Here is a 15,139-nt window from a genome sequence, read left to right on the forward strand (position 1 = left end):
CTGGACGTGACGATCGCGCTCGACCGGCCCACGGTCGCACCAAGAGAGGCTGTGATCGCCGTCCTGGACCAGCTCACCGCCATCGGTCGACGCCACCCGAGCCGCCCCCGGCTGGGGACATCAAAAAGGTGACGGGCGGGCAGGGCGGGCCCGGAGTATGGGTGCAGGCGGGGGGTGGGAATCCCCGGTCGGAATTCCCACCCCTCGCCTCTGTTATTGCCGACTCGTGCGCTCAGTTGCGGGTCAGGATCGAGTCCAGCGCTGGTTGCTGCCGCCGTGGCATGTCCACAGCACCACGGCCGTGCCGTTGCCGGTGCCCGCGCCGGTCACGTCGAGGCAGAGGCCGGACTGAACGCCGGTGATGGTGCCGTCGGAGTTGAGCCGCCACTGCTGGTTGGCTCCGCCGTGACAGGTCCAGATCTGGAGCCGGGTCCCGGAGGCGGTGCCCCCGGCATCGAGGCACTTGTTGCCGTAGACGGTCAGCTGGTTGCTGGATGTCGCCGTCCAGGTCTGGTTGGTGCCGCCATTGCAGTCCCAGATCTGCGTTAGCGCCCCGTCGGACTGACTGCGCCCGTTGACATCCAGGCAACGGTTCGATGCGACGCCGCGCAGTGGACCGGTGGAGCCAGGTGGCGGGCTGCTCGGCGGCGGGCTGGGCGGCGGGCTGCTCGGCGGGGTGTCGAGGGTGAGGTTCTTCTGCAGCACCTGCCACTGGGTGCCGCACAGCCCGCAGTTGGAGCCGACGAAGTTGCTGCCGGCGGTCATGTCGCCCTTCAGGCGCCACTTGAGGTAGAGCACCGCGACGCGGCCGAACTCGCCGCCGTTGGTCTGGCCGTAGGTGCCACCGTGTCCGACGTTGAGATTGCCCATGAACGCGGGCAGGCCGGACGGCAACTTGCCCCAGTCGTCCATGGCGTTGCCGTAGGCGATGTCGCTGGGTCCGCCGATGAAGTAGGCGATCGGCACGGTCAGTCGCCGCAGCTGGTAGTCATCGGCGTCGTTGAGCAACCCGCTGCTGAAGATGGCGACGGTGGTGACCCGTGGGTCGTTGTCGACGGCGTACGCCTCCAGGCCGCCGCACGAGAAGCCGGCCACGGCGATCTTCGAGGTGTCGATCTTTCCGTAGTACTTGCTGCCCTGCCGGCTGTTCTCCGACGACCCAGTCCATGGACGCCGTGTGCATCGACGAGTTGGTGCTGCCCGATCCACCGGGAGCGCCGTTGGCGATGGCCAGGAAGCCGTGCGAGGCGATCTCGCGCAGGAAGTTCTGCTGGTCCAGGCCGTTACCGGAGCAGCCGCCGTTTCCCCAGACGAACACGGGCATGCGTTGGCTCGGCAGGGTCTGCGGGCGGTAGATGGTGTGGTTGGGCAGCGTGCTCGAGGTCTCGTAGTCGGCCGGGTACGGGCCGGATCCGCCGACCGCGGCATCTGCCGGGGTGGGACCGAATACCAGGATCGCGGTTGTGGCTGCTGCGACGACGACTGCCGCCAGCCCGGCGCTGACCGTTGTTCGTTTTCTCATTCCACCCTCCAAGGGCGTGCCGGTGGGGCGCTCCCTCGGGTGTGACGCATCGACGGCTGCGACGGTGGGCGGCGTGCAGTCTGGCTCAGGCCGAGCTGGCCGGCGACGGGGATGAAGAGGTCGATCTCTCGGTTACGCCGGCCACAGGCCAGAGACCCGATGGGAACAGTGTGCACTTACTATCACTGGAGGAACGAAAAGTGTCAATGTTCAACCGGGACTGCCCGGCTCCGGTCAAGTACCCGCGCGGTCGCCCGCGCTCGACGTCCACGCCGTTCCTGTCGCGGGCCTGTGACGACCAGCAGCGATCACACGGGGCCAGCCCAGCGAACAGCTGCGCTCCGGGCCGGCCGGCGGCGGCGGGACCTGTCTGATCGCCCGCGCGTGACGGTGGACGGGGCAACGCCGAACGCCACAGCGAGGGCATCGCGCGAGAAGCCCGTCCGCAGGTGCACGAGTGTGATCACCAGCCGGTCGGCCGGGCACGGTTCGAGGGGTTCGCCCGCGCCCGCCGGCCGCCGACGCCGGCCACCACGCCGGGCGTGCAGCCGGACCTCCCGACCGGCGACCCACGCCGGACCTACCTCGGCCAGGACCGGCCGCAGCTCCTCCGGCGCCCTTTCCGTCGCAGACGAGCGTCCGGCGGCGTCCGGTTTCCGGTCCAAGCCAGAAGGCCGTCGCCAGCCATCTCCTGGCATCAATCCGGAATTCGTCGGCCTCCGCACCCGATGATGGCCGGCCCCAGTTGACTCGGACCGCGCGGGCAACGTCCCCGACGGTTTGGGCGTCGATGACCAGCTGTCGACACGCTGTATCAACGCGCATAGATGAGGAGGAATGCTTTGAGCCGAGGTAACATCTCCCGCGGGATTGCCGCCGTTCTGTCAGGGATGATTCTGCTTTTGACCGGACCCGCAACGGCCGCTCACGCTACGACCGCCCAGACTACGGCGGCCCTGGCGGCCTGGGACTGCCCCGTTGGCGATCTCTGTGTCTGGAGCGGGTATGACGGCACGGGCTCCCGTTGCAACTGGGCGAACGCGGACAACGACTGGATGAACGCTCCGGTCACCTGTTCGTGGTCGGGGTACAACAAGGTGAAGTCCATCTACAACCGCGGGCAGAGCACCTCCTTCCTGGGAGTGATGCTGTACGAGAACATCAATTACAACTCCAACGATATTTGGGGTTGCATTGCCCAGGGCAAAAAGATGTCGTTCATTTCGGGCATCAGTGACGGGGTTTACCTGGCTTCACATCGTTGGACCAATAGCTTCCCGTACTGCTGACGCAGCGATAAGAGGGCTGGCACGCCGGCCACTACCCGCCAACGAGCCGCTGGCGAGAACAGATTCCGCGTAGGCAATCGTTTGGGCTGGCGGTGGGCAGGATGGCCCACCGCCAACCGCCCCCGCCGGAGGCGCTGGTTTCTGAGTGTGGATCAACTCGCAGCCGCTGGTGGCGACGAGGGCTTCGGCGAGCAGGCGCCGCTCGGCCGCGGCTGGGTACTGGTGTCCGGTTTCCACTGCTCACTTCAGGATGGTCCATGTTGGATGCGTCACGCCGTGCTGTCCAGCTCCCCGAGCAGTGCGAAACGGCCACGCGAGGCGGGCCGCAATGCCTGCCAGATGGGAGCGGGTCGTCGGAAAGCGGGCGTTCTTAGTACGCTCGCGGCCATGTCCCGCCGTTCCCCCTCTGTGCAAGCCTCCCAGCCTCCGGCCGCCGACGAGGCACAGATCCTCGAAACCGACGCCGAGCCGCCCAAGACGCCGTCGCGTGGGCGTCGGCGTGCCAAGCGGATCGCTCTCATCGGAGCACTGGTGTTCGTGCTGCTGGCCGGGGGCGGGGTCGTCGCCGTAGGGCTGTACCTGCGCTCGGTGGACTCCAGCATCGAGCGGGTGGACGCCTTCGAGGACATCCCGGAGGCGGAGCGTCCGGTGAAGGCCGAGCCCGAGGTCAAGAACTTCCTGATCCTGGGCAGCGACACCCGGGACCCGGAGGCCACCGCCGGCTCCCGCACCGACACGATCATCCTGGCGCACATTCCCAAGAGCCGCGCCAGCGCTCAGCTGATCTCCATCCCCCGCGACACGTGGGTGTTCGTCCCCAAGTCCAAGAACGGAAACGGCGGCCGCGAAGCGAAGATCAACGCTGCGTTCGCCTGGGGCGGCATCCCGCTGATGGTGCAGACCGTCGAGCGGTTCACCAAGGTGCGCATCGACAACGTGATCGTCGTGGACTTCGCCGGGTTCAAGGAGATCGTGGACGCCCTGGGCGGTGTGGAGATCACCGTCGAGAGCAGCTTCACGTCCATCCATCCGCCGTACCTGCGCTTCAACGCGGGAAAGCAGGTGATGAACGGGGAGAAGGCCCTGGACTACGCCCGCCAGCGCAAGCAGTTCGCCACGGGTGACTTCGCGCGCATCCAGCACCAGCAGCAGGTGATCAAGGCGATCGTGAACAAGGCCAGCTCGGGCGGCATCCTGTCCAGCCCGGCCAAGCTGAACTCGTTCCTGAGCGCCACCGCGGGCGCCGTCTCGGTCGACCGGACCATGTCACTGCTCGACACCGCGATGGACCTGCGCGGCGTCAAGGGCGGCGCGTTGAACTTCTACACCAGCCCTACCACCGGAACCGGGCGCAAGGGCACCGAAAGCGTCGTGCTGGCCGATACGGCGAAGGTGGGGCCGTTCTATGCGGCGCTGCTGGCGGACGACATCCCCACGCTGCAGGCGCTGGCCGCCAAGAAGTGACACCCGAGCGGCTTCGGCGCCTGAATACCGAAGCAACACGGGGGATGGTTCAGTGAACGACCTGAAGGGCGTAGCCGGTCAGCGGGTGGAGTTGTCGCGGCCCCAGCTGCCCTCACGCTGCCGGCGCGCCCGCACGGCGGCGATTAGGGTGATCCCGACGTAGAACACGGCCGCGGGGATGAGCCGGGGCCGGGGCAGCACGACGTCGCGCAGCCAGGACGAGCGCTTGGTCTCCCGGATGCCGGTGTGGGTCGCGCGCAGCCGGACGTTGCCGGCGCGCACCCGGGCCAGCGTGCGGATGAGGTCGCGGGTCCGGACCGGGGTCTGCACGAAGGCGGTCGCCGTCGGGCTCTGCCGCTTCTCGGCCGAGCTGAACAGGGAGTCCAGGAACAGGTCGTCGGCCATCTGATCGGGGAAGGTGCCGAAGCGCGCGCGGCCGGCCTCGGACAGCACCATCGTGCCCCGTCCGAACAGGGCGTCGTCGAAGACCGGCATGCGCGAGTTGATGGCGTAGTAGGCCCGCACCGGCAGGGTGCGGCCGGTGGTCACCAGGCTGCGCCGCGGCATGGCGGCGAGCACCTGCGGGGCGCCGGCTTCCAGGGAGTCGGCGAGTTCGCCGAGTGCGCCCCGGGTGAGCACCACGTCGGCGTCGAGGTAGACCCGGGGGAACGTGGTCGCGGCGGCGTCGCCGGTGTTGAGCGCCAGGGCCTTTCCTGCCTCGGCCAGCTCGATGACGCGTACGTCGCGCCGGGTGCGGGCGATGGCGGCGGTGTCGTCGGTGCAGCCGTTGGGCACGACGATGATGTCCAGTTCGCCGGGAAGCGTGCCTTCGAGCAGGGAGTCGAGGCACCTGCCGATCACTTTGGCCTCGTTGTGTGCCGCGATGACGACGCTGATCGTTCGCGTCGATCGTCTCTCGGTGCTCGATGTCTCGGGCGATTCCGTCGTGGCTGAGGGCGATCCCGTGTGCACGGCCGACAGCTTGCCGTACGCCTTCGGACCTCCGCAAGGCACGGAGCCCGATCAGTTGATCTCCTGAACTGCCGAAAGGCCTTGTGGGGGCGCGGTTCGCTCGATGTCGGCACCGCTGGAGGGACGTTTGTCGATCGGTGATCGAATGTGTCGTGCGTGGATTGTGATCTTGCTGATCTGGGCGCGCGGACTGCGGCGGGAGCTGTTATCGTCTGATCGTTTTTCCTGGCACGGGATGCGGTCCTAAGTGGAAGTGGAGGCAAAATGGACACGTTGGTCGATCTTCCGCGAGGGACCGCTGAAGCAGGCTCTTATGCGGATCATGCCTGTCGCGGCAGGCTCGTCGTCGCGGATGATGTGTTCGCGCACGTAGCTTCTGTTGCAGTCGTCTGGTGAGCGGACACGTCGCCACGCGGCAGCCGGATCTCCTCGGCGTGCCGATCGCTCCGCCTACCCGCCACCGCGGGGAGCGGGTGGCGTGGTTCGCGGTGATGATCGCGATGACGCTGGTCGCGCTGAAGCCGCTGTTCGACGTCTTCAGTGAGAAGGTCGCCGCGGACGTCATCGACCTCGGTGTCGTGCTGACCGTCGCCGGCGCCCTCGCGATGGGGGTGGCGTTCGCCCTCACGGTCGCGGACCTGCGCCGGCTGCCCCGTGCACTGGTGATCGCGATCCTCGCCATCGGCGTGGTCGCGCTGCTGTCGGTGTTCGCGTACGCCGCCAGGTCGGGTCGCGCCGACCTGCTGGCGCTGTTCGACGACCGCCGCACGTCGATCTACGGCGGGTACGTCTCGCCGGACTCGGGCATCCTCACCGAGGCCCTGCGCATGGTTACCGGGTTCGCGCCGCTGCTGCTGATCGCGGTCATGGTCCGGCGGCAGGCATGGTTCCCCGTCAGCCTGCTGCGGCTGGTGGTCGTGTTCGTGGTCGCCGGCGCCCTGGTACACAGTTTGATCGCCTGGCTGCAGGTGGCCGGGGTGGTCCCGTACTCGTTCTTCTTCCAGCTCCCGCAGGGCTTCATCGGGCGCGCGTCGGGGGGCTACTACCACCCGATGTCGCTGGGCCGGGTGCTGATCTTCGCGGTGCTGATGCTGTACATCCTGCGCGACCACCTGCCGCTGACCCGGGTTGCCCGGTACGCGCTCATCGGGCTGTTCACGGCCACCGGCGCGGTCAGCCTGCACCGGCTGACGCTGGTGTGCCTCGCGATCATCATCGCGGCCTTCGAGGTGCCTCGGCTGGGCCGGCTCGTCCAGGCTGCCCGCGGTGCCGCGATCAGCCGGCGGACCGTCGGCGTCACGAGCGCCGTGGTGCTGGTCGTGGCCGGCTTCGCGGCCTGGCTGTGGGGCGCCGCCATCTGGTCGCGGGTCGTGGTGACCTTCACCGAGGTGGGCTCGCTGGACTTCCGCTCCGACGAGTTCATGCATGGGCGGGGCGCGATCTGGGGCGACGTGATCGCGGTGTTCGGCAAGGCGACGCCCGACGTTTGGCTGTTCGGCTTCGGATACGAGCCCTGGGACATGCACAACGACCTGATCCGGATCGCTGTCACCTGGGGCGCCGTGGGCGTGGCCGCAGTGCTGGCGGCGTTCGTCGCGCTGTTCCGGTTCACGGCCCGCCAGTGCGACCGGACCGGCCGCCACACGCTCGTCGTGCTGTACGTCACGATGTTCGTCTTCGGGCTGACCCAGAAACCGTCGTCCTATCCGTACTTCGTGTGGTTGTTCCTGTTCTGCCACCTGCTGATTCTCGCGCTGCACGGCGGCAGGGCCGCCGCCGCCGCCATGACCCGCACCGAGAACACGGACCCGGCATGAGCACCGAGCTGCCTACGCGCCAGTCGTACCCCGCTGTTCCGCGGCCGCGCCCGGCTGAGCCGCCCCCGTTCGCGGAGCACCTGCCGCAGGAGGCCGAGCCTGTCCCGGTGAGCCCGACGTTCTCGGTCTGCATCGTGGTGCGCGACCGGCCGGTGCTGCTGGTGAAGGCCGTCGAGAGCGTCCTGACCAACCGGTTCACCGACTTCGAGATCATGATCGTCGACGACGGCTCGCAGATCCCGGTCACCGACGTGCTGGCCGAGGCGGATGTGCTCTTCGACAGCCGGATCCGGGTCATCCGGCAGCCGCCCACCGGCATCGCGCCCGCGCGCAACGCCGGGCTGCGGGCCGCCGCGGGCCGCTACATCACCGTGCTGGACTCCGACGACGAGCTCGGCCCGGACGCGCTGCTGCACCTGGACCGCCTCATCAACAGCACCGGCACGCGCTGGGTGTACGCCGACTACGAGGAGCTCTACCCCAGCGGGTCGCGCAAGCGCATCCGGCTGCCCGAGTACCCGTCCGCACACGGCATGCTCATGGGCGTGCTCACCCGGCCGCGGCTGCCGTTCAAGCACTCCGGCACCACGATCGAGCGCAAGCTGCTCGAGGAGATCGGCCACTACGACGAGTCGCTGCACATCTTCGAGGACATCGAGCTGATGCTGCGGGCGCTGCGGGCCGGGGTGCACCCCCGGCACCTGGCGCACCCGATCATCGTCTTCCGCCGCCACGACGGCAACATCACCCGTAACCGGCTGGACGGCCTGGGGATCTGGTTCTCGCTGATCGAGACGTACGGGCCGCGTAACAAGCTGTTCCGCCGCTCGATGATCAAACTGCTGCGGGCGATGAGCGAGATCGGAAAGTGGCTTGTCAGCATCGGTCGCTGACGAGGCGGGCGCGCCGTCGTCGGCGCCGCCCCACACCCGGCTGCGCCGCACCGCCCTGAGCCTCGGCGTGCTGGCGCTGAGCCAGGCCGGTGTCACGCTGGCGGCGTTCGGCACGCAGGTCGTCCTCGCCCGGGTGCTGCCGCTCGCCGAGTTCGGGTTCCTGATGACGGTGCTCTCGCTGATCTCGGTGACCGCTCCGATCGCCGTGGCCGGGGTGCCCGAGCTGTGGCTGCAGGTGTTCGGCCGGGAGGGCGCGGGCGCGTTCGGCTGGGTCCGGCGCTCGCTGTGGATGGTGCTGGGCGGCAGCGTGGCGCTGTCCGCGGTCCTGGCCGGCTGGGGGCTGCTGGAGGGCGCGGGGACGACCCACGGGGCGGTGCGGATCATGCTCGCCTCCGTGGTGCTCGCCCAGTCGGCGGCCGCCGTCGCGGCGTCGGTGCTGCAACTGCAGGGCCGGTACACCGCCGTCGCGGTGCTCCAGTTGCTCCCGCAGCTGGGCCGGATCGCCGTGGTCGGGCTGGCCTGGTGGCTGCCGCTGCCGGTGTCCGGCGTGGCGCTGGGCTACGCGGCCGTCGCGCTGCTGACGGTCGTGACCTGCGTGCCGGCCATCCGGCCGTTCTGGCGCGGGCGTACGCGGCTGGAGGGGCATGGCCTGGTCGAGGCCGGGTCGCCCGTGCCGCCGCGGTGGGGGGCGCTGGCCGCGGCCGCGACGCCGTTCGTGCTGGGCAACGTGTTCTACCTGCTGGGCATGAACGGCGGCACGGTGGTGATCGGCGAGTTCCTGAGCCGTGAGTCGGCGGCGCTCATGGCCGTGCCGATGAGCGTGCTGGCGGCCGTCTACCTGATTCCCCGCGTGGTCTTCCAGCAGTTCCTGCTGGGCAAACTGCACCGCTGGGCGCGCTCGGACAACGAGGCGATCCTGATGGCCTACCGGATCGGCTCGACCGGCATGATCACGTTCGGCGTGCTCGTCGCCGCGATCGTCGCGGTGGGCGGCTGGTTCGCCATCCCGCTCGTGTTCGGCGAGCAGTACCAGGAGTCGGCCGTCATCATGGCCGTCATCGCGGCGGCGATCCCGCTGCGCTTCGCCGGTGCGGGTGTCGCCTCCCTGCTGACCAGCGGCGGGCTGCTCCGGCGCAAGGTCGTCTACCAGGGCATCGCGGCTCTGGTCTACGTGGCCGGGCTGGCGGTGACGCTGCCGCTGTACGGGACGACGGGCGGCGCGATCACCACGGTGGTGGCCGAGGCGGCCCTGCTCATCCTGTTCTGGCAGGAGGTCGTCCGGCACGTGGTCGCCGGTGCCGACGTGCCGGGCTGGGCACAGATCCGCAAGCGACTGATGAGGGACGGCTAGTGCGCACCGACGAGGGCGGTATCCGGGCGGCGGCGAAGAATCCGCTGGTGGTGGGCTACTACGGCATGCAGAACGTGGGCGACAACGCCTTCTGCGTGGTGCTCGACCGGGCCCTGACCGAGTACTGGGGCGCCGAGCGGCCGATCTTCGCCGCGCCCCCGATCGTCGACCTGCCCGCGGACCGGACCCGCATCGACGCGAAGTGGTATCAGGACGAGCACGGTCTGAAGAACCGCGTCGGCTCGCTGCTGAGCAGGGCGAGCCTGCTGCGCGAAGCCTCGATGGTGCTGTTCGGCGGCGGCTCGGTCTTCCGGGAGATGGGGCCGCTGAGCGAGAAGCGGCTGTACTCCCTGGTGTCGCGCGCGTCGTCGCGGCCGCTGGCCGCGGTCGGGGTGTCCATCGGCCCGTTCCTCGACCCCGCCTCCCGGAAGCGGCTCACCGAGGTCATCAAGACCATCGACTACATCGGCGTCCGCGACCAGGCGTCGGTGGAGCTGCTGCGCCAGGCCGGGTACACCGGGCAGGTGGTGGCCGCAGGGGACCTGGCCGGGCTGCTGCCCGAGGCGCTCGGCGAGGAGCTGCCGCCGATCGCCCGGCCTGCCCAGGGCGTGCGGCCGCGCCTGGGAGTGACGCTGCTCGGCATCGACTACGAGGCGGCCGGCCGGGAGGCGCAGCAGCGCGAGGACGTCCTGATCGAGGGCGTGCGCGAGTTCGTGCGCAAGGAGGCCGCGGACGTGACGATCTTCGTCTTCAACACCCACCCGGTGCACGGCGACGTGCGGGTCAGTGAGCGGCTGCGCCAGGCGCTGGAGGGGCTGTGCGACGTGCGGGTGGTGACGGCCGCGGACGGCGTGCGAGCCACCTGGCAGGCGATGAAGGACTGCCATGTCGGCCTGCACATGCGCCTGCACGGGGCGATCTTCTCCTACGTCGCGGGCGTCCCGTTGGTGCTGGTTCCCTACCAGCCCAAGTGCGAGCACCTGCTGGACGAGCTGGGGCAGCCGGCGCAGCTGCGGCTCGGCCGGGTCCCCGACCGCCCGGACGCGGTGGTGGCCGCGCTCGCCGCGAGCCTCGACGCGGGCCGGCTACCCGCGCTGGCCCGCGAGGAGTTCGCGCACCGGGCCCGGCTCAACTTCACCGCCGCCCCGTGGGCGGTTCGCCGCTCGTGATCCAGCCGGATGGTCCGTTGCTACCGTGGCGCCTGACATCCGGGCAGCCGTCGTACCAGAGGAGAGGCGGTCGACTGTGAACCGCTTCCTGCGCACCGACCGGGCCGCGAACATCTTCGCGGGGTGCCTGGTGCTCGTCGTCGCGGCCGTCGCGGTAGTCCTCGCCACCGGCAGACCGGACGCGCACCCGGCGGCGGTGCCGCCGTCGCCGTCCCCGTCGCCGCGTGAGCCGGCACTGCGGACGTTCGCCCCCCAGCACCTGCGGGTCGGCGCAGCCGTCGACGTGAAGGCGCTGAACACCCACGAGGCCTACCGCAAGGTGCTGGCGCGGGAGTTCAGCGCGGTCACCGCCGAGAGCGCGATGAAGTGGGGTCAGCTCGAACCCAGGCGGGGGCAGTACGACTGGGCGTCCAGCGACCGCCTGGTCGAGTTCGCCGTCGCCAACGGGCAGTCCGTCTACGGGCACACGCTGGTGTGGCACACGGATCTGCCCGCCTGGCTGCCGCGAGACGGATCGCGGGAGGAGCTGCGCGAGCTGCTGCGTGAGCACATCACCACGGTGGTGTCCCGCTACCGCGGCAAGGTCTGGGCCTGGGACGTGGTCAACGAGGTGCTCGCCGACGACGGGTCGATGCGGGACACGGTCTGGCTGCGCGAGCTGGGCCCGGACTACGTCGCCGACGCCTTCCGCTGGGCGCATGCCGCCGACCCGCAGGCGGTGCTGTTCATCAACGATTACGGCGCGGAGGGCCGTGGCGCCAAGGCCGACGCGCTCTACCGGCTGGTGGGCAGGCTGCGCGCCGCGGGCGTTCCGGTGCACGGGGTGGGGTTCCAGGCCCACCTGCGTGCGGACACGATGCCGCCGGGGATGGAGCAGAACCTGGGCCGCTTCGCCAAGGCGGGCCTGCGGCTGGCCGTCACCGAACTCGACGTCCGGGTCCGGCTGCCGGTGACCGAGAAGAAGCTGGAGCAGCAGGCCGGCGTCTACCGGCGGGTCCTGCAGATGTGCCTGGACCAGCCGGCGTGCGTGTCGTTCACGGTGTGGGGCTTCACCGACGCGTTCAGCTGGATTCCGGGTTACCACCGCGGCTACGGGGCGGCGTGCCTCTACGACTCCGGCTTCGCCGCCAAACCGGCGTACACAGCGCTGCGCACGCTGCTCACGCAGCGCCGTGTCATCGCGAGCGCCTCCCCGTGAGGTCCCGGACGGCCGTTGGGGCCCACCGCCTCTAGGCGGCTCCGGGTGGATTGCATACAGTGCTCACCGCGATGGTGCGAGTGCCGCGATCGGGACACATGGGAGGCGCGACAGTGACCATGGAGACCAGGGCCATGCCGATCCTGTCGGACGGGCAGCGGCCCGAGTTCGACCCCGAGCTCGGGGTGATCGTCCCGCCGGCGAACGGCATGCCGCGGTCGGTCTTCGCGCGTTCGGAGGCGCCCCGGGCGACCTGGCACCGGCCTTATGTGGCGTGGCTCGTGCTGCTCGACCTGCTCGCCGCGCTGGCCGCGGGCAGCACCGCGATCGGCCTGTTCGAGAAGGCCGACGCGGGTTTCCGGGACGACCCCGCGCTGGGGGGTCAGCTCAGCGTGTTCCTGCTGGTGGCCAACATCGGGGTGCCGGTCGGCTGGGTGCTGCTGCTGTGGTCGTGCGGTGCCTACCGTCGGCGGGCGCTGGGCATCGGCACCGAGGAGCTGACCCGGGTGCTGCGGGCCACGCTGGCCATGGCGGCCACCGTGTCGTTCCTGGCGTTCGCGTTCAAGAAGGACCTGTCCCGCATGACGGTGGTCGTCGTGATCATCGCGATGCTGGTCTACACCCTGCTCGGGCGGTTCGTGGCCCGGCTGCTGCTGCACCGGCGGCGCCGTTCGGGCAAGCGCGCGTCGCAGCGGATGCTGCTGGTGGGCACGATCTCCGACGCCATGGCCGTGTACTCGGTGGCGACCCGCAACCCGGCCGCGGGCCTGCGGCCGGTCGCGATCCACCTGCCCGCCTACCCGCGGGCGGACGAGAAGGTGGAGGCCCCGATCCCCGTGTACGTCGGCTGGGAGCTGGTGCCGCTGGTCCGGGAGATCGCCGCGGACACGATCGCCGTGTGCGGTCCGGCCAGCCTGGAGTCGTACGAGCTGCGCAAGCTGGCCTGGCAGCTGGAGGGGACCGGCCTGGACCTGGTGGTGGTCCCGCAGGTGACCGACGTGACCGGCCCGCGCATCCACGTCCGGCCGGTGGAGGGTCTGCCGCTGCTGAACGTGGAGGAGCCGACCATCTCGGGCCTGGCGCTGCTAACCAAGGGCCTGCTGGACCGGACCTGCGCGCTGCTCGGCCTGCTGCTGATGAGCCCCTTCCTGATCGCCGTCGCGGTCGCGATCCGGCTCACCGACGGCGGCCCGGCGATCTTCCGGCAGACCCGGATCGGCTACCAGGGCAAGGCGTTCCGGGTCTGGAAGTTCCGGACCATGTACGTCGACGCGGAGCAGCGGCTGGAAGCGCTGCGCGAGCAGAACGAGAGCGACGGGCTCCTCTTCAAGATCAAGGATGATCCGCGGATCACCCGCATCGGGCGCTGGCTGCGCGCGCGGTCCGTCGACGAGCTTCCGCAGCTGGTCAACGTGCTGATGGGGCAGATGTCGCTGGTGGGCCCGCGCCCGCTGCCCACCGAGGACGACGCCTACCAGGGCGACGTGCGCCGCCGCCTGCTGGTGCGCCCGGGCATCACCGGCCTCTGGCAGGTCTCGGGACGGTCCGACCTCAGCTGGGAGGAGGCCGTCCGGCTCGACCTGTACTACGTGGACAACTGGTCGCTGGCCTACGACCTGGGTATCCTGTGGCGCACCGTCAGTGTCGTGCTGGCCAGCCGGGGCGCCTACTGATTTCCGGTCCGATGTGTCCGGCCCCACTTCGGCAGGGCGAGCCCGCCCGGCGCCGGGTGTAATACCCTGCGACAGATCCCTCTGCCGGACCCCTCATCCCTCCCGGAGATCGATATGGCCTTGCGCGCGGCGTCGACGCGCTCCCTGGGTGCTCTGCTGGCGGCGACGGTGCTCGTGCTGGTGCCGGCTCCAGCGTCAGCCGCCGCTCCGGAGTATTCGCTGGAGGAGCGGGCGAACGCGATCGTCACGCCGTCCCTGGTCTTCCTGGAGGGCCGGTACAAGGGTTACTTCCGGGACCGCACCAGCGGCAAGGCGCTGTCCGACGAGCCGGTCGTCGCCAGCTTCCGGTGCAGCGGGTTCGTGGTGAGCGCGAACGGCTGGGTCGTCACCAGCGGCCACTGCGCGGATCCCACCCCGGAATCGGTCGTGTGGACGGCCGCGTACTCGCTGGCCTGGGCCAAGGTCCGGCAGAAGGCGCTGGCCGCCAACAAGGTGGACAGCTACGCCGCCCAGGTCGTGTCGACCGCCACGTTCACCAGCGTCGCCGACGAGGCCAACGTCCGCGGGCTGCTCTGGGGCCAGCTCGGCATCGCGACCGCGGGGCTGGAACAGCAGCCGGCGCTCCGCGGCGAGGTGGTCACCGCGACCAAGGTGGACGAGAGCGACCTGGCGCTGGTGAAGCTGGCCGCGGACAACCTCCCGGTCCTGCTCGCGGACAACTTCGAGATCAACCCGTCGGCTAGCTTCTTCACCGCCGGCTACGGCACCGGCGACGCCGATGCCGTATCGGGGACGTACACCGTGCGCACGGGTACCAGCAAGATCGCCGGAACGGACAAGTCCGGCCCCGCTCCGCGCTACCGCATGGACGCCGACCTCGGCGGCAACAGCCACGGCGGGCCCGTGTTCGACTCGGCCGGGCGCGTGGTCGGCATGATCAACGCGACGATTCGGGGAGACAAGCGGAACCGCCTGATCACCGACTCGACGACGATCAAGTCGCTGCTGGACAGCGTGAACGTCGCCAACACCCTCGGCCCGGCCGACCAGGCATACCGGGCGGGGCTCGACGCCTACTTCGGCGGGCGCTACCAGGAGGCGATCAGCCAGTTCGACAAGACGCTGAGCGCGTCGCCCGCCAACAGCCTTGCCGCCAGCTACCGCCAGCAGGCGGCCGAGCGGCTCGCGATCGAGGGCGGCGCGTCCGACGACGCGCCGAACCCCCTCTTCAGCCCCGTGGTCGCGGCCGTCGCCGGCGCGCTGGTGCTGGGTGCGGCCGGGGTCGTCTTCGCCCTGCTGCTGCGGCGCCGCCGGCGGCCCGGATACGGCCCCGACAGCCTCATGCCGGTTTCGGCGAACCCGTGGGCGCCGACCTCGGCGCAGCCCTACTCGGCGCAGCCCTACTCGGCCCAGCCCGGCACATGGTGGCCGGGCCAGAACGGGGAGCAGGGGGCGGTCATGATCCCGGCTCCGGAGCACGTGCCGACCCCGCACCCGCCGGTCCCCGCGGACCAGCAGCCGACGGCGAGCCAGATCCCGCCACCGCCGTACGGGAACCAGGCCGTGCTCCCGCCCGCCGCCGACCCCGCGGCCCAGGGCCCCGCCGGCGTGCCGCCGGCCGACCCGAACGCCGGCCGTGACGCCGCCGGCCCGCCGCCGGCCAACCCATGGGGTCCGACGCGGCCGTGAGCGGCCACGCTTCGGAAGGTGCCGTGACGTATCCGTCGTGACGTTGCCCGCATGGGCCGCTCCGCCGGCGGGTCTGCCCATGCCCGTCGGGGGACCGGCACA

Annotated in this window: 14 protein-coding genes; 10 read left to right on the forward strand and 4 right to left on the reverse strand. The window is 70.3% G+C overall.

Features of this window, described 5'->3' with window-relative positions; all coding sequences use genetic code 11:
• Positions 1-243: 243 nt before the first annotated feature.
• The 3 genes from Cba03nite_RS23380 to Cba03nite_RS40670 all read right to left on the reverse strand — a co-directional run bounded on the left by Cba03nite_RS23380 (position 244) and on the right by Cba03nite_RS40670 (position 2,220).
• Positions 244-1,095, reverse strand: coding sequence for an RICIN domain-containing protein (locus Cba03nite_RS23380; RefSeq protein WP_346112789.1), 852 nt, complete (start codon positions 1,093-1,095; stop codon positions 244-246).
• A complete protein-coding gene (locus tag Cba03nite_RS40665) occupies positions 989-1,522 on the reverse strand; it encodes a hypothetical protein (protein ID WP_346112787.1) in 534 nt (177 codons plus the stop codon). Before Cba03nite_RS40665 ends, Cba03nite_RS23380 begins: the two co-directional genes overlap by 107 nt.
• 308 nt (positions 1,523-1,830) lie before the next feature.
• Positions 1,831-2,220 (reverse strand): transposase family protein, encoded by a 390-nt coding sequence (locus Cba03nite_RS40670; protein WP_373315765.1) that lies wholly within the window; start codon positions 2,218-2,220, stop codon positions 1,831-1,833.
• A gap of 144 nt (positions 2,221-2,364) precedes the next feature.
• Between Cba03nite_RS40670 and Cba03nite_RS23390 the strand changes: the two genes are divergently transcribed.
• Positions 2,365-2,811 carry a peptidase inhibitor family I36 protein gene (locus Cba03nite_RS23390; protein WP_203750040.1) on the forward strand — a complete coding sequence of 149 codons (447 nt, stop codon included), beginning with the start codon at positions 2,365-2,367 and terminating at the stop codon, positions 2,809-2,811.
• Positions 2,812-2,958: 147 nt separating this feature from the next.
• Positions 2,959-4,275: an LCP family protein gene (locus Cba03nite_RS23395; protein ID WP_346112785.1), complete on the forward strand. Its 1,317-nt coding sequence runs from the start codon at positions 2,959-2,961 to the stop codon at positions 4,273-4,275.
• A gap of 78 nt (positions 4,276-4,353) precedes the next feature.
• Here the strand turns inward: Cba03nite_RS23395 and Cba03nite_RS23400 are convergent, their stop codons facing one another.
• Positions 4,354-5,136, reverse strand: a complete 783-nt coding sequence (locus Cba03nite_RS23400; RefSeq protein ID WP_239125966.1) for a glycosyltransferase family 2 protein — start codon at positions 5,134-5,136, stop codon at positions 4,354-4,356.
• Positions 5,137-5,158: 22 nt separating this feature from the next.
• Here Cba03nite_RS23400 and Cba03nite_RS23405 point away from each other — a divergent pair, with 22 nt between their 5' ends.
• From Cba03nite_RS23405 to Cba03nite_RS23440, 8 genes are all read left to right on the forward strand, one after another.
• Positions 5,159-5,314: a hypothetical protein gene (locus tag Cba03nite_RS23405; protein ID WP_203750205.1), complete on the forward strand. Its 156-nt coding sequence runs from the start codon at positions 5,159-5,161 to the stop codon at positions 5,312-5,314.
• 325 nt (positions 5,315-5,639) lie between these two features.
• On the forward strand, positions 5,640-7,064 hold the full coding sequence (locus Cba03nite_RS23410) for a hypothetical protein (protein WP_203750042.1): 1,425 nt from the start codon (positions 5,640-5,642) through the stop codon (positions 7,062-7,064).
• Positions 7,061-7,957 (forward strand): glycosyltransferase, encoded by an 897-nt coding sequence (locus tag Cba03nite_RS23415; protein ID WP_203750045.1) that lies wholly within the window; start codon positions 7,061-7,063, stop codon positions 7,955-7,957. Before Cba03nite_RS23410 ends, Cba03nite_RS23415 begins: the two co-directional genes overlap by 4 nt.
• Positions 7,938-9,308: an oligosaccharide flippase family protein gene (locus tag Cba03nite_RS23420; RefSeq protein ID WP_203750048.1), complete on the forward strand. Its 1,371-nt coding sequence runs from the start codon at positions 7,938-7,940 to the stop codon at positions 9,306-9,308. Before Cba03nite_RS23415 ends, Cba03nite_RS23420 begins: the two co-directional genes overlap by 20 nt.
• Positions 9,308-10,477: a polysaccharide pyruvyl transferase family protein gene (locus Cba03nite_RS23425; protein ID WP_203750052.1), complete on the forward strand. Its 1,170-nt coding sequence runs from the start codon at positions 9,308-9,310 to the stop codon at positions 10,475-10,477. The genes Cba03nite_RS23420 and Cba03nite_RS23425 overlap by 1 nt, the downstream gene beginning before the upstream one ends.
• Positions 10,478-10,553: 76 nt before the next feature.
• Entirely contained in the window at positions 10,554-11,675 is a 1,122-nt protein-coding gene (locus Cba03nite_RS23430) for an endo-1,4-beta-xylanase (protein WP_203750055.1), read from the forward strand.
• 134 nt (positions 11,676-11,809) lie between these two features.
• Positions 11,810-13,348, forward strand: a complete 1,539-nt coding sequence (locus Cba03nite_RS23435; RefSeq protein WP_203750058.1) for a sugar transferase — start codon at positions 11,810-11,812, stop codon at positions 13,346-13,348.
• 114 nt (positions 13,349-13,462) lie between these two features.
• Positions 13,463-15,037 carry a S1 family peptidase gene (locus Cba03nite_RS23440; RefSeq protein ID WP_203750061.1) on the forward strand — a complete coding sequence of 525 codons (1,575 nt, stop codon included), beginning with the start codon at positions 13,463-13,465 and terminating at the stop codon, positions 15,035-15,037.
• Positions 15,038-15,139 lie beyond the last annotated feature (102 nt).

Source organism: Catellatospora bangladeshensis, from assembly GCF_016862575.1.
Taxonomy (GTDB): Bacteria; Actinomycetota; Actinomycetes; order Mycobacteriales; family Micromonosporaceae; genus Catellatospora; species Catellatospora bangladeshensis.

Coding starts and splice junctions, on each gene's coding strand:
- Cba03nite_RS40665 (WP_346112787.1), bottom strand. CDS start 1,522: ATGAGAAAACGAACAACGGTCAGCGCCGGGCTGGCGGCAGTCGTCGTC.
- Cba03nite_RS40670 (WP_373315765.1), bottom strand. CDS start 2,220: ATGCCAGGAGATGGCTGGCGACGGCCTTCTGGCTTGGACCGGAAACCG.
- Cba03nite_RS23405 (WP_203750205.1), top strand. CDS start 5,159: ATGACGACGCTGATCGTTCGCGTCGATCGTCTCTCGGTGCTCGATGTC.
- Cba03nite_RS23415 (WP_203750045.1), top strand. CDS start 7,061: ATGAGCACCGAGCTGCCTACGCGCCAGTCGTACCCCGCTGTTCCGCGG.
- Cba03nite_RS23435 (WP_203750058.1), top strand. CDS start 11,810: ATGCCGATCCTGTCGGACGGGCAGCGGCCCGAGTTCGACCCCGAGCTC.
- Cba03nite_RS23440 (WP_203750061.1), top strand. CDS start 13,463: ATGGCCTTGCGCGCGGCGTCGACGCGCTCCCTGGGTGCTCTGCTGGCG.